Raw genomic sequence first — 18761 nt, 5'->3', positions numbered from 1 at the left:
CCAATCCGATTCGAGGGCAGACCAAATACAGGTAAGGATTCCAATCACTGGAGAAGCCCTATGATCCCGTCAAGGTTGACTGCCCTCGTTTTCGCCGCCCTGCTGAGTCCTGCGGTGTTCGCCGCCTCCACCACCGCAGCGGGCACAGGCCCCACCGACCCGGTTCCACCGCCACGCGCGCCCGCCATCAACAGTGCCCCCGGCATGAACACCGATGGCTCCGGCGTACCCTTGATCAACCAGCCACCTGCCACTGGCACCGACCCACGCACCCAAGGCAGTGACCCCGGTCGCCAGGGTGGCATGAACACCCCTGACTCCCCCGCCACACCCGATAACGCCGGCCCCGGCATCGGCTCGAAAACCACCACCGGTGGCTCGGGCTCCGAGGGCGGCAGCCAGTAGTTCGCCGACGCGAGCGTCCTATTCACATCCATGAAGAGGTAACCATGAACGTCGATAAAAACCTGGAAAAAGAAGTCCTCACCCGCCTGCTGCATGCTCATCCAAGCGGACTGGGCAAAGAGGTGCTGGACAATTATCGCGGCGAGAAAGTGGTGGCCAGCGCCCTCGCCTCCCTGCAGGATCGCGGTTTGATCCACCATGGTCATGTGACTTGCAACGAGGCCGGCGAACACTCGTTGAATCTGCCGATCAAGCTCAGTGCGGCTGGCGTCGAAGCGGCGCGCAAGCTGGATCTGCAGTAGACCTCAGGCCGCTCGCTGCCGGTGCGGCGAGCGGCCGAATCTGCACAAAAGAGGAGAAATCCCATGCCTCGTGGAAGCAAAGACAAATACACCGCCGAACAGAAGCGCAAGGCCGAACACATCGAAGACAGCTATGAGAAAAAAGGCTTGTCGAAGGATGCAGCCGAAGCGCGGGCCTGGGCGACGGTCAACAAACAGTCGGGCGGCGGCGAAAAGGCTGGCGGTTCCGGACGCAAGAAACCGGCGAGTGCCAAGTCCGAAGACCGCAAGGAGTCGTCACGACGCGCAGTGGCCAGTCGCGAGGGACATGCGCGTGACAGCAAGGCCTCCCGGGATACTCAGACCGTAGACAGTCTGCGCAAGGAGGCGCGGGCGAAGAACATTGCCGGGCGTTCTTCGATGCGCAAGGATGAGTTGATTGCGGCGTTGCGCAAAGCGGGCTGATCCATATTTTTTGTGCTGAGCCGTATGGCCCCTTCGCGAGCAGGCTCGCTCCCACAAAGGGAACTATGAACGATGCAAATCTCCCTGTGGGAGCGAGCCTGCTCGCGAAAGCGTCAGCTCAGTCGCTGCCGGATCCGCGGATAAACCCATCCACTTCAGCCGCGCCCGGCGCTGTTGCCGGCCCCCATCGCGTCACTGCCAAAGCCGCCGCCGCATTCGCCCGCCGCGCCGCCTCATGGGCGGGCAAACCCTGCGCCAACCCGGCGACGAACACCCCGGCATGGGCATCACCCGCCCCGTTGCTGTCCACGGCTTTTACCGCAAACCCCGGTACATGCCGTCGCTCGCCACGCTGCTGAATCCAGCAACCCTGTGGTCCATCGCGCACCACCATCAGCACATCCTTGGGCAGATGATCCGCCAGCCGATCCAGCCCTTGAGCAATGTCTGCAGCCTCGGTAAAGCGCAACGCCTCGACGCTGTTGCTGGTCCACACATCGATGCGCGGCAGCAGCGCCTGCATCAACGCCGAGTCCGGCGACTCGACCAGCGGCCCCGGATCGAACACCACGTTGATCGCCTCCGGCAGCGCCAGCGTCCAGTCCAGCAGCGCCTGCGCCTTGCCTGCGTGCAGCAGGCTGTAACCGCTCACATAAACGTAGTCGCCCGCCTCGGCCGCCACGCTGTTCAAGTCCTCTTCGGTGACCTCACCTTCAGCGCCGATGTAGGAAATGAAACTGCGCTCGGCCGATGAGTCGGTCAGCGCCACGCAAATCCCGGTATCGCGTTGCGCAGGCGTCTGGATGCCTATGTGAATGCCTTCATCCTTCATCGCCTGGCGCGCCAGATCACCGAAACGCCCGGTACCGTGACGACCGAGATAGACCACCGGCAACCCGTTGCGCACGGCTGCGGCCATCACGTTGAAGCCGCCGCCCGCCTCGAAAGCGGCAGACTGCGCCAGCACATCGCCGCCGACTTGCGGCAGCTGATCCACGGCCATGACCAGGTCGATGATGACCTGGCCGGTGTGCAACATCTTAGGCATGAGCATTCTCGACTTGCGCGGCGCGACGATCTTTCGCCCCGCCGAGAACCAGGTAAATGCCACCGGCCACTACGAAGGTCACGATCCAGCCCAGACCGTTGTGGCCCAGCCACGAGTCGGACAAAAAGCCCTTGAACCAGACGTTCTCGGCGGTGGTGCCGATGGTGGTGAAACTGAAGCCGAGCACGATGGCAATCGCCCACGCGCCGAACGCGCGCCACTCGATGCCGCCGCGATACCAGTACGCGCTGCTCGGGCTGACATCAAGCAGATCTTTGGGGCTGTAGTAGTGACGGTGAATCAGATCGACCACGAAGATCCCGACCCACGCGGTGATCGGCACCGCCAGCAGCGAAATGAAGGTGATAAACGGGCCGTAGAAGCTGTCGGCAATCAGCATGAAGTAGATCGAGCCGGCGAAGATCGCCACGATGTCGACCACCACCGCGTACACGCGTTTGACCTTCAGACCGAGGGTTAGCGTGGTCAGACCGGCGGAGTACACCGACAGGTTGTTCGACAGCAGCAAGCCACCGAACGCGGTGATCAGGTACGGCACGGCCATCCAGGTCGGCAGCATGTCGCGGATGGCCACGATCGGGTCAGTCGCCGATGCCAGATCGTTGTTGCCCACCGACAGCAGGCCGCCGAGGGTGATCAGCAGCACCAGCGGAATCCCCGCACCGAACGCCGCCGAAGCGACCAGCCGTACAGCCTTGACGCTGCGGTGCTGATAGCGCGACATGTCCGCACCGGCGTTAGCCCAGCCGATCCCGGTGCCGGCGGCCATGGTGCCGATGCCGATGATCATCGCGCTCAGCGGCGCTGGCGTGGCGTTGAACACCGCGCTCCAGTCGATGGTCGCGCAGAGGAAGCCGCCGACCAGAATGTTCAGCGCGCCGAACACGTAGGTCGCCCACTTCTGGATCACCAGCAAGGTGGCGTGACCGAGGCCGGAAACCGACAGAGTCAGCAGGACGAAAATGGCGATGAAGATCAGCGTCAGCACGGGCGCACTTTTCGCTTCAACCGGCGAGCCGAACAGGATCGAACACAGCGACAGCAGCACGAACGCCGCGGTGGTGGTGTTGACCGTTTCCCAGCCCAGACGCGACATCAGCGAGACCAGCGTCGGGCCGATATTGCCACGCACGCCGAAGATCGCCCGCGACAGGGTCAGACTCGGCGCACGGCCACGGCGGCCGGCAATCGAGATGATCCCGACCACGGCGAATGAACCGGCGGCGCCGACGATGGCAACGATGATCGCCTGCCAGATCGCCAGCCCGCGAAACGCCACCAGCGTGGCGCCCAATGGCAGGCCGAGAATGGAAATGTTGGCGGCGAACCAGACCCAGAACAGCTGCAGCGGATGGCCGTTGCACTCAGCTTCCGGCACCGGCTCAATGCCGCGGGTTTCCAGTTGCCCGGCGCTTTGCCCGGCGTTTGTTGAACTCATGAACAGTGCTCCTGTTTGCCTTTATTGTGGTTGTGGCAATGACGCAAAACGACAAGACATCCCGGCCATCCTCGGCCTGTCTGTGCGATCCATTGCGGGTGAATAATTCATAAACGCGTCGCGCCTATCGCGGGCAAGCCCGCTCCCACAGGTTCAAAGTGAACCTTAAGATATGCACGATCCCTGTGGGAGCTGGCTTGCCAGCGATGGCGTCAATTGAATCAACGCAAGGCCAACAAACCTTGCACCAACGGCTCAAGCTCCAGATGATTGACAGCCTTCACCGTCTCGATCATCTCGGCAGGCCAGCTCTCAAGGCCCAGGCAGGCCCCGAGCATGGCGCCAAGAATCGCCGCGATGGTGTCAGTGTCGCCGCCAAGGCTGGCGGCCATGCACAACGCTTCGAACGCGCTCATTTCGCCGACCGCCACTTGCTGCGCCAGGGCGAACGACACCACGACCGATTCCTGCGAGGCCACCGACGTGCCGATCACGTCGTACAGCAGATCCGCCAACAGCGCCTTGTCGCTATCGACGCTGATGGTTCGCGCCCAACTGATGCGCGAAGCGATGCGCCCGCCGGCCACCCAGTGCCCATGTGCCTCGGCCTGTTGCGCAATCTGCTGACCTAGGTTCAGCGCTTCGCCCAGGTCCATGCCGTTGATCCCGGCCGAAACCACCGCCGCCACCGCCGCCGCGCTGGAAATCCCAAGCGTGGTGTTGTGGGTGACCTGACAGGCCTGCACCACGGCTGCGATGAAACGCTCGGGATCAGCGACGTCTGCCGCAATGCCCACCGGAGTGATGCGCATCGCCGCACCATTGGTAGTGCCATAGCGTCCGGCCTCCTCTGGCGAGTGACCGGCGAGGATCATTTCAATGGCGCGTTTGGTCGACGGGCCGAGCAGGTCCTGCGAACCCTTGGCCTGCATCTCGGCTTCCCACTCGATCAGCCGTTGAGCGAGGACTGCCGGTTCGATGCGGCCCTTGCCTTCGACCAGCAACTCACCGACCAGAATCGCCTGTTCGGTGTCGTCTGTGATCGAGCCTTTGGGCATGTTGGCGGCAATCGGTTGCAGAGGACCGGCGTCCTGCAGATCAGTGATCCGGCCAAAGCGGGTCTTGATCGTTTCGCGGTTCAACGATTGCGTCGGCATGCCCAGCGCATCACCGAGGGCCAGGCCATAAAACGCACCGAGGGCACGGTTGAGCGCGGTCATTTCGATTCTCCAAATTGCAGGTGCAGGCGGAAATGCACCGGGTCGAGCAGGCTTTCGACCTGCTCCATGAAACGGTTCTGCCGGTCGTAGGTGGTACGCAGGGCCTTGAGGAACACGGTGCCGACCGGGCGCCCGAGCAGTTCGGCGTCTTCGGCATTGAGTGGTTCGGCGCCGATCCACTGATCGCCGCGCTCGCCGATGTAGCCGTAGGCAGCGAGGGTGATGGTCAGCGAGTTATCGATCAGACCGACCCGCGGCAGGCTTTCCAGGCCGCCGGTGGCCGGCATCAAAGAACGTTCAAGGGACACCAGCGTGCCGTCGTTGGAACGACGACGGCGATCGAGGGTGATGAATTGGTCGGTGCCGAAGCGCGAAAGCAAATCAGGCCGCGTCACCGCTTCCAGGCGCAGCACTTCGGTGTTGATCAGCGCCCCGCTGTCGGCCAACGCCTGCGCCCAGCCGCTGCGCTGATCGAGCGCGACACCATCGAAGGTGACGATCGAGCCGACCCCGCTTTGCGTGGCGATGTAATTGCGCCGCTTCAGTTCGGCCAGCGCTTCGCGCAACGTGCCACGGCTGACGTTGAATTCCTGAGCCAACTGATGCTCGCCGGGCAACAGAAAGCCGTCCTCCATGAGGCCGCTTTCAATGCGCCGGACGAGTTCGTCGACCACCCGTTGTTTCTTGTCAAATCGTACCTGTCTAATCATGTACAAAGTGATAACCGAAACGGGCGCGGGCGAGCAAGGAATTTTTAGGAGAGATGACGGAAGGTCTGGCTCGGCGCGGTCCCCTGTGGGAGCGGGCTTGCTCGCGAAAGCGCTGTGTCAGACGCCGAAAAAATTGACTGACACACCGCATTCGCGAGCAAGCCCGCTCCCACAGGGGGATTGAAGATTACCGTTGTTTGAGGCGATCGATGACGACGGCCAGCAACAGAATCGAACCACGAATCACATACTGATAAAACGTATCAATGTTCTTCAGGTTCATCGCGTTCTCGATGATCGCCAGAATCAGCACCCCGGCAATCACATGCCGGATCATGCCGATCCCGCCGCTCAGCGACACCCCGCCGAGCACGCATGCCGAGATCACCGTCAGCTCGAAACCCTGGCCAATCATCGGCTGCCCGGAGGTCATGCGCGACGCCAGAATCACCCCGGCCAGCGCACCGATCACGCCGTGCACGGCGAAGATGATGATCTTGGTCCGGTCAACGTTGACGCCGGCGAGCAACGCCGCTTCCTGGTTGCCACCGATGGCCATGGTGTTGCGCCCGTAGGTGGTGTAGTTCAGCAGCCAGCCGAAGAACAGGAAGCAGACGATGGTGATCAGGATCGGCACCGGCACGCCGAACAACTGGCCGTTGCCGAAGACGAAGAACGATTCCTGCGACACGCCCACCGCTTTGCCGTTGGCAAAAATGTAGGCCAGACCGCGAACGATCTGCATGGTCGCCAGCGTGGTGATCAACGCGTTGACCCGCAACTTGGCGATCACGATGCCGTTGATCAGCCCGACAATCAGGCCCATCACCAGCGCTGCGCTGACGCCGAGGAACACGCTGTTGGTGTCGCGCATCACCACCGCCGCCACCACCCCGGCGCAGGCGATCACCGAGCCCACCGACAAGTCGAAGTGACCTGACGCCAGGCAATACAGCATGGTGCACGCGGCAATCCCGGTGGTGGAAATCGCCAGCCCCAGCCCGCGCATGTTCAGCGGCGAGAGGAAGTTATCGATCAGCAGCGTGCAGGCGACGAAGATACCGATCGCCGCCAGCAGCATGACCCAGTCGTCGAGGAAGCGCCGCAGGTCCAGCGGTTTGCGGGGAGTAGGCAGCGCCTTGTTTTGGATGGTCATCATAGTCACCTCTCAGTTCGCCACGCCGTCAGCGCGATGGCGCGGCAAAGCCAGTTGCAGCAGGTTGGATTCATTGGCCTGGTCGCGGCTGACTTCGCCGCGCAGCGCGCCTTCGCAGAGCACCAGAATGCGGTCGGAAATGCCCATCACCTCCATGAGGTCACTGGACACCACGATCACCGAAATCCCGTCGGCGGCCAGGTTATGGATGATCTGGTAGATCTCGGCCTTGGCGCCGATGTCGATGCCGCGAGTCGGCTCGTCGAGCAGCAGCACCTTCATCGGCATCGACAGCCAGCGACCGAGAATCGCCTTCTGCTGATTGCCGCCGGACAGGAATTTGATCTGCTGACCGGCGTGCGGGGTTTTGACTTTCAGCGCCTTGATCTGCTTGTCGGCGTTGCCCTTCTCCCACAGCCCGCGCAGCAGGCAGCCGAGGCTGGCATTGGCGCCGCGCGCGCTGATGTTGATGTTCTCGGCAACGCTGGCCAGCGGGATGATCCCCTCTTTTTTGCGGTCCTCGGGGCACAGCAGGATCCCGGCGGCAATCGCATCGCGCGGTGAGCGCAATTTCAATTCATGCCCGCGCAATTCGAGGCGTCCGGCGGTGTTGCGTTCAAGCCCGCTGAGCAAGCGGAACAGCTCGGTGCGCCCGGCTCCGACCAGGCCGAACAGCCCGAGAATCTCGCCCTTGTGCGCCTCGAAACTCACCGGCTCACGCAGCCCCGGGCCGAGCAGTCCGTCGACCTTCAACGCCACCGCGCCGCGTGGACGGCTGCGGTAATCGTAGATGTCCTGAATGTCGCGGCCGACCATGCAGGTCACCAGTTGATCGTGGGTCAACTGGCTCATGTCATCGAAGGTGCGCACGTAACGGCCGTCCTTGAACACCGTCACCGCGTCGCAAATGCGGAACACTTCTTCCATGCGATGCGAGACGTAGAGCACCACTTTGCCCTCATCGCGCAGGCGGCTGATGATCGCCATCAAACGGTCGATTTCGCGCGCCGAGAGGCTGCTGGTCGGCTCATCGAAGGCGATCACATGCGCGCCACGGGACAGCGCCTTGGCGATTTCCACCAGTTGCCGCTGACCGAGCGACAGGCGCCCGACCTTGGTCTGCGGATCGATTTCATCGGCCAGGCCCTTGAGGCAGGCCAGGGCATTCTGGCGCAGGACGCCACGATTGATCAGGCCGAAACTGGCCGGCAGATGACCGAGAAACAGGTTCTCGGCCACGCTCATTTCCGGCACCAGATGCAGCTCCTGGTGAATCACCGCGACGCCGCTGCCGATGCTGTCGGCGGTCGACTTGAACGCCATGGTCTGCTCGCCGATCTGCAACTCGCCGCTGCTCGGGATGTAGGCGCCACCGAGGATTTTCAGCAGGGTCGATTTGCCGGCGCCGTTCTCGCCCATCAAGGCGTGCACCTGCCCTGGATGGGCGACGAAGCTGATGGCGTCCAGCGCCTTGACCCCGGGGAAGGTCTTGCCGATCCCGTTGAAGCGTAGGCTGCCGCCGGCGCTGCTTGCATGTGTCTGTACTTGCGCGTGCATCTGAGTCACCTCTTCACACCGATCGAGCAGCCATCAATTCCACAGGCCGATTTTTTCCAGCTCTTGCTTGAAGTTCTCACGGGTGATCAGGGTGACGTCGTCCATCGCTGTGTATTTCGGCGGTTCTTTGCCGGTGGTGACCCACTCGTACATCATCTCGGCAGTCTTGTAGCCTTCGATGTGCGGGCTTGGCAGCATCGAACCGAAGAAACCGCTGTTGGGCTTTTTCAGCTCGCCGATGGCGTCGGTGCCATTGATGCCGATACCGATCACGTTGGCCGCAGCGAACCCGGCGGCTTCGGTGGCGCGTACGCCGCCGAGCACGGTGTTGTCGTTCATGCCGCCGATGATCAGGTTCTTCGCCGCGCTGGGCAGCTTGACCAGCGCCGAGTTGGTGGCGTCCATGCTGCCTGGCACGTCGAGGGTTTTCAGTGCGGCGGTCAGGATGTGGTCTTTCGGCAGGCCGGCGTCTTCGAGCGCCTTCATCGAACCGTCGGTGCGCTTCTTGCCGGTGTCGAGTTCGTTGTAGGTGTTGACCACCGCGTAGGTGTCTTTCCAGTCCCAGTTGCGTTTCTTCGCCTCGGCGACCATCGCGTTGCCCTGCTTCTGGCCGACTTCGAACGCGGCCATGCCGAGGTACGGCACGTCCTCCATGAACTTGCCGTTGGCGTCGACGAAACGATCGTCCACGGCAATCACTTTGAGGTCATTGAGTTTGGCTTTGGCCATGATCGCCGGGCCGAGCGAGACATCCGGCGGGCAGATCACGAAGCCTTTGGCACCGTTGGCGGCAAGGCTGTCGATGGCCGAGAGGGTTTTCTCGCCGTCTGGCACGGCGATCTTGATCAGTTCGAAGCCTTTATCCTTGGCGGCTTTTTCAGCAAAAGCCCACTCGGTCTGGAACCATGGCTCTTCAGCCTGTTTGACCAGGAAACCGATTTTCACGGCATCGGCAGCGAGCAGCGTACTGCTCAGACTGAACGCGGTGACCGCCAGCGCAGCACTGCACAGGGTACGAATCCCGAAACGACGTTTCATAAGCTGACTCCTTGTTATTTTTTTTGAGCGTTATTTGAAAAACGTTAAAGCCTGGTTTTGCAATGTAGGACAAAAATAGTCATATCGTATGATGATTGGATTTCACGCGGAGTTCACCGCCTGAAACCCGATCCACTCAGTCGTGGTACATCACCGAGCGCCCACCATCGATGGTGATGCACGAGGCGTTGATGAACGGCGCTTCATCACTGGCCAGAAACACGGCGGTCATCGCCACTTCGAGCGGCTGGCCGATGCGTTTCGGCGGGTGCAGATCGAAGGCTCGCTGACGCTCGGCGTGGGGATCGGCAAAGCCGTTCCAGTAATCGACGTTGAGTTGCGTCTCGATGTACCCCGGGGCGATGGCGTTGACCCGAACGCCCTTCGCCGCATATTCGATACCCAGCGCCCGGGTCAGCCCAAGCAGGCCGTGCTTGGCCACCGGATACGGGAAGCAGCCGGGAATGATGTGGCTGGAATGGGTCGAGGCGATGTTGATGATGCTGCCGACACCCTGCTCGATCATCTGCGGCAGCACGGCTTTGCAACCGTACCAGGCACCGTCCAGATCGATGGCGAAGCAACGACGCCAGTCTTCTTCGGTCATTTGCAGCGGGTCGCGGAACACGTTGACTCCGGCGCAGTTGACCAGCACGTCGATGCGCCCGTGCAGCTCGATCGCCCGTCTGGCCATGGCATGCAGGTCTTGCTGGCGCGAGACGTCAGCCTTGATCGCCTGCACGTCGTAGCCCTTGTCGCGCCAGTGGGCGGCAACCTTCTCGACCTTCTCTGCCTGAATATCGCTGATCACCAGTCTGGCCTGCTGCGAGGCGAACGTGGCAACAATGGCTTCGCCGATGCCTTGGGCGGCGCCAGTCAGCAGCACCACTTTGTTTTTCAGACGCTCACCCTTCGGCGGCGCGGGCACCGGCGGCAAGGAAAGAGGTTCAGCCATGGATCAGGACTCCTGTTCGTCAGCACAAAAAAACCGGGCATCTGCCGATGTCCGGTCTGGAAAACTGTGAAAACGAAACAGGCAGGCGCGGCGAGCGACGCCGGTCCGTTGCGAGACGCTGACTCCGCTGAGGAGTGCGATAGAGGTTCGCTGCATCACTTCACCTGTTTTGTTCTTTTTAAGTGTGAGTGCGTGTTACTGCTGGAGCCGACTATAAACCCGACTGCCAAATAATCTCAATATATAATTTTGCATCCCATATTTTGGGATTTAGCCAGCGAAGCGTGTGCAAAGTTTGCCCGGCACATCGACCCTCATCGACAGGACTGCGCCATCCAGTGGATGGTTGCGCGGACTCTGGGCGCTGGTGATGTACAGGGTTTTCAGGTCTTCGCCGCCGAATACGCAACTGGTTGGCCGGCTGACGGGCAGGTCGAATCTGCGATCGACCTTGCCGTCCGGCGTCAGACGCAGCAGGCAGCTGCCGTCCCAACGGGCGTTCCACACATACCCTTCGGCGTCGACTGCCGAACCATCCGGGCCGCCGTTCTCGTCGGGGCCATACCAGATCTCGGCGTTATCCAGATTGCCATCGGTGTGAATGAAATAGCGATTGAGCGCCCCGTCGAGGCTGTCGCCGAACAGCAGCGTGGTGCCGTCATCACTCCACAGCAGTGTGTTGGGAATGCCGAGACCGAGCAGCAATGGCGTGACACGCTGGTCGGGATCAATGCGAAACAAGCCGCCGGAACGACGCTCGATCGGCAGGTCTTCGCCGTTGTCACCGATGTTGTTCTGCATGGTGCCGAGCCACAGTCGGCCTTGGGCGTCGCAGCGTGCTTCGTTGGGTCGATTGCCGGGTTGCGGGTCGGCGATGCAGAACAGCGTGAGGCGTGGTTCGAGGCCCGGGGAATCGAGATCCAGTCGATACACGCCGCTGCTCAATGTCACCAACGCGTCGCCACTGGCACAGGGGATGAACGCGGAAACGTGCTCGGGCATCTGCCAGATCTGCACATTGTTGCCGATCAGCCGCAGCGCCTGCTTGCCGGCGATATCGACCCAGTACAGCGCCTGGGTCGGGGCGTCCCAGAATGGCCCTTCACCGAGCTTGGCGCGGTGTTGGGTTACGGCGGTCAACGGCATATCGAATCCTTCATGTTGTTGTTTTAACTGTAGGAGTGAGCCTGCTCGCGATGGCGGTGGGTCAGTGACGACGATTGTGACTGACCCACCGCCATCGCGAGCAGGCTCACTCCTACAGGGGGATTTGTGTTTTCAACTGGCTTTTTTGTCGGCCATCACCTGTGGGTAAAAGCGTTTGATTGCCAGGTCGGCATTGTCAATCAGGGTCATGCAGGCCCACACGCCGCGCGCGGAGTCACGGGCGGCGATGGCGTCGGCCATGTCTTTGTGGATCGGCAAGGTGCGACGCAGTTCATCGGGGTCGGCAGCGGAGACTTCAAACGACACGGCGAGCAAGGCGCCGAGGGCCGGGACCATTTGCTCGATGAACTGGTTGTGGCTGGCCGCCAGAATGCATTCGTGGAAGGCCTGGTCGGCACGGTTGTAATCAATGCCGCTGTCGACCGCCCGTTCCAGCGCGTTGTAGGCCAGTTGCACCGCGTGAATCTGCTCCAGGCTGGCGCGCTCGCAGGCCCAGCGCACGGCCATCGGTTCGATGGTGCGGCGCAGGTCGAGCAGGTCATCAACAAAGTTTTCCGGCAGGCCGTTGCGTGAAAGCCAGCCGACGACTTGCGGATCGAACAGGTTCCAGCGCCGTACCGGTAACACGCGAGTGCCAACCTTAGGCCCGACTTCGAGCATGCCCTTGGCGACCAGGGTCTTGATCGCTTCGCGAATCACCGTGCGGCTGACACCTAACTGCTCGCCCAGATCCGCCTCGACCTTGATCGCCTGTCCCGGCTTGACCTGGCCAGCGGCAATCCAGCTGCCCAGCCAATCGACCGTTGATGCATGAAAGCTGCTGGACATGGACACCTCAAAGCTCTTGGCGATGGGTGTCCACGCTAATGATCATATGATTGAGTGTCAAATCAGATTTTCAGGTTGCCCATCAATTAATGCGGGAGGGGGCTTGCTCCCGAAGGCAGTGCAGCAGTCAATACATAGAGTGACTGTCACACCGCCTTCGGGAGCAAGCCCCCTCCCACGTTTGATTCATTGTCAGGGTTCGAGGCCGATCCGGAAGAACTCGCCGCCACTCCATACGCCCAACCAGCGCTGCCCGTCGATTTCGCGACTGACCGCCAGTTCCACCAGTTGGTAAAACACATTGCGGTGAATCAGCGCTTCGAGGTTGGTGCGCACATGCACGTAAGGCGCAGGTTCCTGGGTTATTGGGTCGATCTCGACGCGGATCGGATGTTCCGGCCCGGCCTCAGCAGTCTCTTCAACGTTGGTAGTGAAACGCAGGACCTGCGCTTCGCCCTCGCCTTCGGCTTCCACGGCAATCGCCACGAACGGCGCATCGTCGACTTTGATCCCGACCTTTTCGACCGGGGTAATCAGGAAGTAATCATCGCCGTCGCGGCGGATGATGGTGGAGAACAGCTTGACCATCGGCTTGCGCCCGATCGGCGTGCCCAGGTAATACCAGGTGCCGTCGCGGGCGATGCGCATATCGATGTCGCCGCAGAAGTCCGGGTTCCACAAGTGCACCGGCGGCAGGCCTTTGGTTTTGGGGATCTGCCCCAACAGGTCATTGGCTTTTTGCGGTCCACTCATGGCGTACTCCTTGGTTTATTGGTCGCCGACTCCCAGCAGGCTGCGCGCGTATTGCGCCAGCGGCGGGCCGATCAGGTCTTCCGGCTTGTTATCGTGGAACGTCAGTAAACCGCCACGACTCTTGATCCGTGCAGTATCAATCAAATACTGGGTGCTGGTCTCGATCAACATGATCTGAATCACCCCGCCATCGATGCCGAGGCGATCCACGGCCTCCTGATCGAGCCATTCGTCAGAGTTACCGATACGGTCGTCAGCCTTGGCGAAACGGGTGTACAGCAGGTAGTGCGCGCCGGCATCGCGGGCTTCGCCCATCGCCTGATCGAGGCCTTCAGGGGCACGCGCGCGGCGGACCATCGGGAAGTATTCGACAAAACCCTTGAACGCTTCTTCTGCCACCACGTTCGGGCGCGGATAGGAGCCACCCGGCGGTGCAAATGCGCCCTGAGCGATGTAGATGAACGAATCCGGCTGAATGCGGAAGTTGTTCACCCGACGGCTGTCGCTGTGATCCAGCAGCCCCGCGTCGCTCATCTGATAGCGAGTGCCTTCGGCCATATCGCTGACAGTCATACAGCCGCCGAGCGCCAAAACGGCCAGCAGCAAAACCAGGCTACGCATCCTCATCCTCCAGAAGCCGGTGACGGAAAACCGGCGAATGGCCGTTGGATGCAGCTTTTGCGCCAGCTCAGGATCTTTGTCGAATGATGAGTTGCTTTCGCGAGCAGGCTCGCTCCCACAGGATTGCGCAAATCAATGTGGGAGCGAGCCTGCTCGCGAAAAATAGAGATCAACCGCCGATGATCTTCATGATTGTCGCGCCACCGGAGAACGCCACTTCCTGCTTGTCGCCCAACGCCTTGACCAACAGACGCTGCAACGCCGGCAACGCCTGATGGCGAGGCTTGTCGAGCAGATCACCGACATAGTGGCGGTTGCTCGACGACAGGCAGCCATGCAGCCAGCCGGTCGACGACAGACGCAAACGCGAACAGGTTCTGCAGAACGGCACGCTTTCGTTGGCGATCACGCCGAAATGGCCGCGGCCCGGTATCGCATAGCGCACGGCCGTGGCATCCACCGGCGCATCTGCCTGGGCGTACTCGTAGCGCTCGCCGATCAGGCTCAGCAGTTGCTGCAGGCTGACGAACTGTTGCAGGAAGGCGTTGGAGTCGGTGGCGAGGTGGCCCATGCGCATCAACTCGATGAAACGCAACTCATAGCCCCGTTCCAGGCAGTAATCGAGCAGCGGCATCACCTGATCCAGGTTCTGCCCACGCAACGGCACCATGTTGACCTTGATCTTCAGTCCCGCCGCTTTCGCCTGGTCCATGCCATCGAGCACGGTCGCCAGATCGCCGCCACGGGCAATGCTGCGGAACGCACCGGCATCCAGGGTATCGAGAGAAACGTTGATCCGGCGCAGGCCGGCATCCACCAGCAGCGGCAGCTTCTTCGCCAGGAGTTGACCGTTGGTGGTCAGGCTGATGTCTTCCAGGCCCATCTTGCCGACGGCGCTCATGAAAGATTCGAGTTTGGGGCTGACCAGCGGCTCGCCACCGGTGATGCGCAAGCGCTCGATGCCGGCGGCTTCGATCAGATAAGCCACGCCGCGGGCCATGGCCTCGGCCGACAGTTCATCCTGCGCAGCCACCAGCCGCTTGCCGTTGGGCACGCAGTAGGTACAGGCGTAATTGCAGGCTGAAGTCAGGCTGATGCGCAAATTGCGAAAACGCCTGCCTTGACGGTCAACGATCATGATCACTCCGGCGATAGAATTTCGAGCCGCTAAAACTTGACTCACAAATCAAGTTTTAGCAAGCCCTATGCCTGAGTATATTCCTGCGGTACTGCGTCATGTAGCGAAATCATGGCGCAATAAGGCCGCTGAATGATTCAGCTGCTCGGTGTTTCCGGGTCGCGCTTGCGCTTGTTGCCCATGCGCACGCCGATGTCCATCAGGAACTGGAAGAAACCTTCCTGATCTTCCAGCACATTGCTCCAGAACGGCGAGTGATACAGCGCCACCGCGCCGTGCACCAGCGCCCAGGACGCGCAGTAGTGGAAGTATGGCGGCACGTCTTCGAGCTTGCCTTCGCTGATCCGGCCTTTGATGAGCAGGGTCAGGCGTTCGAAGTTCGAGGCACGGATCTTGTGCAGCTCCTCGACCATTTCCGGCACCTGATTGCCTTTTACCACCTTCTCTTCGAGACGGTCGAACAGGCGGTAGCGCTGCGGGTCGCGCATGCGGAATTCGAAGTAGGCACGGGACAGCGCTTCCTTGTCCTTGTCGACATCGGCCGAATGCAGCAGCTCGTTCAAATCACGCTCGTAATCGAGCATCAGGCGCAGATAGATCTCGGCCTTGGATTTGAAATGCTTATAGATCGTGCCTTTGCCGATACCCACGGCATCAGCAATCATCTCGACGGTGACACTGTCTTCACCTTGTTCGAGGAACAGCTTGAGCGCGGTATCGAGAATTTCTTGCTCGCGGCGACGAAACTCACGGACCTTACGAGGTTCTTTGTGCATAAGAAAAGGTCTGTAGGGGTCAAAATTCGAAGCCGCGTATTATGCCTAACTTGCACAAAAATGCACGGATCATCCGACCATATCTGCGTTTCTTGTTCATTTTGCGAACGCCAGGGGTGCAATGAGAACTCAACTGAAGCGCACGTATTCCAAATTTGTTTAAAAACCTCGACCGGCTAACTGGACTGAACGCCAGACTGATCAATACTTGAACTGTCGGGCGGCATCTCCCCCAAGTGCCGTGCCGGTAAAGGTACCAAGGGACCGCGTGCCTTTGTTTTACTCCTAATGGTCTTAACCCGGATTCACCCCCCAGAACCCGGGTTTTTTTTGCCTGCGATTTGGCGGTGACCTACATGGCAGATTTGACAGAGGCCAGCGGAAACAGGCGCTTGAAGTTCTCGGTGGTCTGCTCGGCAAACCGCTCGTAGCTCTCCCCACGCAGCATCGCCAGAAACTCCGCCACCTCACGCACATACTGCGGCAGGTTCGGCTTGCCGCGATAAGGGATCGGCGCCAGATACGGCGAGTCGGTCTCCACCAGCAAGCGATCGGCCGGCACTTTGCTCGCCACATCACGCAGGGCGTCGGCATTGCGGAAGGTGACGATGCCCGACAGGGAAATGTAGTAGCCCATGTCCAGCGCGGCTTTGGCCATGTCCCAGTCTTCGGTGAAGCAATGCAGCACACCGGCCTGGGGCAATGCCGCTTCACGCAGCAGCTTGAGGGTATCGGCACGGGCGCCGCGGGTGTGGATGATCACCGGCTTACCAGTCTGCTGTGCGGCTTGCAGGTGCAGGCGGAAGGATGCCTGCTGCAGCTCGGCGGCTTCCGGTTCGTAGTGATAATCCAGACCGGTTTCACCGATCGCCACCACTTTCGGGTGATTGAGTTCGTGCAGCAGCCAGTCAAGTGCAGGCGCCGCGCCCGGTTGCACATCCAATGGGTGCACACCAACCGAGCAATCGACGTCGTCGTAGCGCTCGGCGAGGGCTTTGACGTCGGCGGCGTTATCGGCACTCACGCCGATACACAGGAAGTGTCCTACCCCTCGCTGGCGAGCCGCATCGAGTGCAGCATCCAGCGAACCGTCATGGGCGGCGAGGTCGAGGCGATCAAGGTGACAATGGGAATCTACGAGCATAAAAAAGACGGCTACTTACATCGTATGAGTGGGACGGTCGGATTTCAGTGCTCCGGCCAGATGGGTTTCAATTCGACTGCGGGCGGTGTTGTCGCCTTCATTGAACTGCACGCCGACACCGGCGGCACGATTGCCTTGCGCACCTTTGGGGGTGATCCAGGCGACCTTGCCGGCCACCGGAATCTTCTCCGCCTCGTCCATCAGGTTCAGCAGCATGAACACCTCGTCGCCCAACTTGTAGCTCTTGTTGGTCGGGATGAACAGGCCACCGTTCTTGATGAACGGCATGTAGGCGGCGTAAAGCACCGATTTGTCCTTGATCGTCAGGGACAGGATGCCGTTGCGCGGCCCGGGGCTGATGGCTTCATTCATGTTGACCTCCACTGCTGATGTTCAGAGTCTAGGTACACATTCTTATCTTTGACCAGGCAATCCCGCCCATTGCACCAACAACGCTTCCAGCAGCAGTGCCGGATTGAGGTTGGCTTTGCTCAGGACTTTCTGCCGCTGGGCGAGAATCCAGTCCTGAATATCGAGGACTTTGCCTTGGGCGCTTTTCTGCGCCAGGTACTGCACGACTTTGCGCATGTCGCTCAGACCGAGGCCGGCTTCATCCTGGGTCAGTTGGTAGCGTAGGATCAGGCTCGACCAGTCACAGAACCAGTCGAACAGGCGCAGCATCGGAATGCTTTTCCACTCTTCGGCCAGTTGCGTCGGCGATTGCTGCTGTTTGAGCAGCTTCTTCACCCCTTCGACCACCTGCGCCCGCTGTTCACGCACGCCCTGGGACTGCAGGCTGACTGCCGCCAACGGCGAACCAGCCGCTAGCGTCAGCAATTCGACGCGTTCCTCTTCGGAACACTCCGGCAGCGCTTGCGCCAGCCACTGCAGGCTCATGGCCTCGCCCGGCAGCGGACATGCCTGCTGTACACAGCGGCTCTTGATCGTCGGCAGCAAACGGCTCGGCTGGTGGCTGACCAGCAACAGCACGGTATCGCCGGACGGCTCTTCGAGGCTCTTGAGCAAAGCGTTGGCGGCGTTGATGTTCATCGACTCCACCGGCTCGATCAGCACCACCTTGCGCCCGCCCAGTTGCGCGGTCTGCACCACGAAACTGACCAGATCACGGACCTGGTCGACCTTGATCGCCTTGTCGGCTTCTTCCGGCTCAAGGATGTAATTGTCCGGATGGCTGCCGGCCTTGAGCAACAGGCAGGATTTGCACTCACCGCACGCCTCGGGGGTCGGACGCTGACACAGCAGGCTGGCCATCAGGCGCTCGGCCAACGCGCGCTTGCCGATCCCGGCCGGACCGTGCAGCAAGTACGCGTGGGCGTGCTGGCTACGTCCGGCCAGTTGCTGCCAGAGGCTGTCCTGCCATGGATAGGCCTCAGCCACGAATCAGCTCCAGCAAGTTCGGAATCAAGGTGTCCAGTGATTGCTGAACCTTGACCAATGGCTGACCGGCATCGATGCGCACATAGCGCGCCGGATCAGCCTCGGCGCGTTGCAGAAACGCATTGCGTACCGCTTCGAAAAACGCCCGTCCTTCCAGTTCAAATCGATCCAGACGGCCACGGGCACTGGCGCGGGCCAGGCCGATTTCCACCGGCAGATCGAAAATCAGCGTCAGATCCGGACGCAGGTCGCCCTGAACGAACGTCTCCAGCGCAGCAATGCGTTCCAGCAACAAACCACGACCTCCGCCCTGATAGGCGTAAGTCGAGTCGGTGAAACGATCGCACAACACCACCGCGCCGCGCGCCAGCGCCGGACGGATCACTTCGGCCAGATGCTGGGCGCGCGCGGCGAACACCAGCAACAGCTCGGTATCGGGGTTCATGACTTCATCGGCCGGGGCCAGCAGCACATCGCGAATGCGCTCGGCGAGTGGCGTACCGCCGGGCTCGCGGGTCAGTACCACTTCGATACCTTCGGCGCGCAGACGCTCGGCGAGGTATTCGCGGTTGGTGCTCTTGCCGGCGCCTTCCGGGCCTTCCAGGGTAATAAACAAGCCAGTCACAGGCAGTCCTTAATCAA

The 18761-nt window shown here is 61.1% G+C and carries 21 protein-coding genes; 3 read left to right on the top strand and 18 right to left on the bottom strand.

Going from position 1 to position 18761, the window contains the following annotated elements; translation table 11 throughout:
• The first annotated feature begins 60 nt into the window (after window positions 1–60).
• The 3 genes from ACM6I7_RS24920 to ACM6I7_RS24910 all read left to right on the top strand — a co-directional run bounded on the left by ACM6I7_RS24920 (window position 61) and on the right by ACM6I7_RS24910 (window position 1151).
• A complete protein-coding gene (locus ACM6I7_RS24920) occupies window positions 61–405 on the top strand; it encodes a hypothetical protein (protein ID WP_027612378.1) in 345 nt (114 codons plus the stop codon).
• A 44-nt stretch (window positions 406–449) separates the two neighbouring features.
• Window positions 450–707, top strand: coding sequence for a hypothetical protein (locus ACM6I7_RS24915; protein ID WP_096794892.1), 258 nt, complete (start codon window positions 450–452; stop codon window positions 705–707).
• A 63-nt stretch (window positions 708–770) separates the two neighbouring features.
• Window positions 771–1151, top strand: coding sequence for a Rho termination factor N-terminal domain-containing protein (locus ACM6I7_RS24910; RefSeq protein WP_027612376.1), 381 nt, complete (start codon window positions 771–773; stop codon window positions 1149–1151).
• Window positions 1152–1269: 118 nt separating this feature from the next.
• Here the strand turns inward: ACM6I7_RS24910 and ACM6I7_RS24905 are convergent, their stop codons facing one another.
• The 18 genes from ACM6I7_RS24905 to tmk all read right to left on the bottom strand — a co-directional run bounded on the left by ACM6I7_RS24905 (window position 1270) and on the right by tmk (window position 18744).
• On the bottom strand, window positions 1270–2199 hold the full coding sequence (locus ACM6I7_RS24905) for a PfkB family carbohydrate kinase (RefSeq protein WP_414889456.1): 930 nt from the start codon (window positions 2197–2199) through the stop codon (window positions 1270–1272).
• Window positions 2192–3658, bottom strand: a complete 1467-nt coding sequence (locus ACM6I7_RS24900) for a purine-cytosine permease family protein (RefSeq protein WP_414889455.1) — start codon at window positions 3656–3658, stop codon at window positions 2192–2194. The genes ACM6I7_RS24905 and ACM6I7_RS24900 overlap by 8 nt, the downstream gene beginning before the upstream one ends.
• A gap of 221 nt (window positions 3659–3879) precedes the next feature.
• Complete coding sequence (locus ACM6I7_RS24895; RefSeq protein WP_414889454.1) at window positions 3880–4878, bottom strand: ADP-ribosylglycohydrolase family protein; 999 nt, start codon at window positions 4876–4878, stop codon at window positions 3880–3882.
• Window positions 4875–5588, bottom strand: coding sequence for a GntR family transcriptional regulator (locus ACM6I7_RS24890; protein ID WP_027612372.1), 714 nt, complete (start codon window positions 5586–5588; stop codon window positions 4875–4877). The genes ACM6I7_RS24895 and ACM6I7_RS24890 overlap by 4 nt, the downstream gene beginning before the upstream one ends.
• Before the next feature lie 187 nt (window positions 5589–5775).
• Window positions 5776–6744, bottom strand: coding sequence for an L-arabinose ABC transporter permease AraH (gene araH / locus ACM6I7_RS24885; protein ID WP_027612371.1), 969 nt, complete (start codon window positions 6742–6744; stop codon window positions 5776–5778).
• Between the two features lie 12 nt (window positions 6745–6756).
• Complete coding sequence (gene araG / locus ACM6I7_RS24880; protein WP_134787069.1) at window positions 6757–8301, bottom strand: L-arabinose ABC transporter ATP-binding protein AraG; 1545 nt, start codon at window positions 8299–8301, stop codon at window positions 6757–6759.
• A gap of 33 nt (window positions 8302–8334) precedes the next feature.
• A complete protein-coding gene (locus ACM6I7_RS24875) occupies window positions 8335–9339 on the bottom strand; it encodes a substrate-binding domain-containing protein (protein WP_027612369.1) in 1005 nt (334 codons plus the stop codon).
• Between the two features lie 136 nt (window positions 9340–9475).
• Window positions 9476–10294: an SDR family oxidoreductase gene (locus ACM6I7_RS24870; RefSeq protein WP_414889453.1), complete on the bottom strand. Its 819-nt coding sequence runs from the start codon at window positions 10292–10294 to the stop codon at window positions 9476–9478.
• A 270-nt stretch (window positions 10295–10564) separates the two neighbouring features.
• Window positions 10565–11440 (bottom strand): SMP-30/gluconolactonase/LRE family protein, encoded by an 876-nt coding sequence (locus ACM6I7_RS24865; RefSeq protein ID WP_414889452.1) that lies wholly within the window; start codon window positions 11438–11440, stop codon window positions 10565–10567.
• A gap of 132 nt (window positions 11441–11572) precedes the next feature.
• Entirely contained in the window at window positions 11573–12289 is a 717-nt protein-coding gene (locus ACM6I7_RS24860) for a FadR/GntR family transcriptional regulator (RefSeq protein WP_047598787.1), read from the bottom strand.
• 192 nt (window positions 12290–12481) lie between these two features.
• On the bottom strand, window positions 12482–13042 hold the full coding sequence (locus ACM6I7_RS24855; RefSeq protein ID WP_027612365.1) for a DUF1285 domain-containing protein: 561 nt from the start codon (window positions 13040–13042) through the stop codon (window positions 12482–12484).
• Window positions 13043–13057: 15 nt separating this feature from the next.
• Window positions 13058–13663 (bottom strand): DUF4823 domain-containing protein, encoded by a 606-nt coding sequence (locus ACM6I7_RS24850; protein WP_007967613.1) that lies wholly within the window; start codon window positions 13661–13663, stop codon window positions 13058–13060.
• A gap of 169 nt (window positions 13664–13832) precedes the next feature.
• On the bottom strand, window positions 13833–14801 hold the full coding sequence (locus tag ACM6I7_RS24845) for a GTP 3',8-cyclase MoaA (RefSeq protein ID WP_027612364.1): 969 nt from the start codon (window positions 14799–14801) through the stop codon (window positions 13833–13835).
• A 137-nt stretch (window positions 14802–14938) separates the two neighbouring features.
• Window positions 14939–15577, bottom strand: a complete 639-nt coding sequence (locus tag ACM6I7_RS24840) for a TetR/AcrR family transcriptional regulator (RefSeq protein WP_007950805.1) — start codon at window positions 15575–15577, stop codon at window positions 14939–14941.
• 352 nt (window positions 15578–15929) lie between these two features.
• Complete coding sequence (locus ACM6I7_RS24835) at window positions 15930–16721, bottom strand: TatD family hydrolase (protein WP_027612363.1); 792 nt, start codon at window positions 16719–16721, stop codon at window positions 15930–15932.
• A 15-nt stretch (window positions 16722–16736) separates the two neighbouring features.
• Entirely contained in the window at window positions 16737–17093 is a 357-nt protein-coding gene (locus tag ACM6I7_RS24830) for a PilZ domain-containing protein (RefSeq protein WP_027612362.1), read from the bottom strand.
• Window positions 17094–17135: 42 nt separating this feature from the next.
• The gene (locus tag ACM6I7_RS24825) at window positions 17136–18119 is read right to left on the bottom strand and encodes a DNA polymerase III subunit delta' (protein ID WP_027612361.1); all 984 of its coding nucleotides are present in this window, start codon (window positions 18117–18119) and stop codon (window positions 17136–17138) included.
• On the bottom strand, window positions 18112–18744 hold the full coding sequence (tmk, locus tag ACM6I7_RS24820) for a dTMP kinase (RefSeq protein ID WP_414889451.1): 633 nt from the start codon (window positions 18742–18744) through the stop codon (window positions 18112–18114). Before tmk ends, ACM6I7_RS24825 begins: the two co-directional genes overlap by 8 nt.
• Window positions 18745–18761: the final 17 nt, after the last annotated feature.

The organism is Pseudomonas sp. IT-93MI4, assembly GCF_949767635.1.
In the GTDB taxonomy this organism is placed as follows: domain Bacteria; phylum Pseudomonadota; class Gammaproteobacteria; order Pseudomonadales; family Pseudomonadaceae; genus Aquipseudomonas; species Aquipseudomonas putida_A.
The sequence above is the reverse complement of the archived record's forward strand: the minus strand, read 5'-3'. Positions and strand labels throughout refer to the sequence as shown.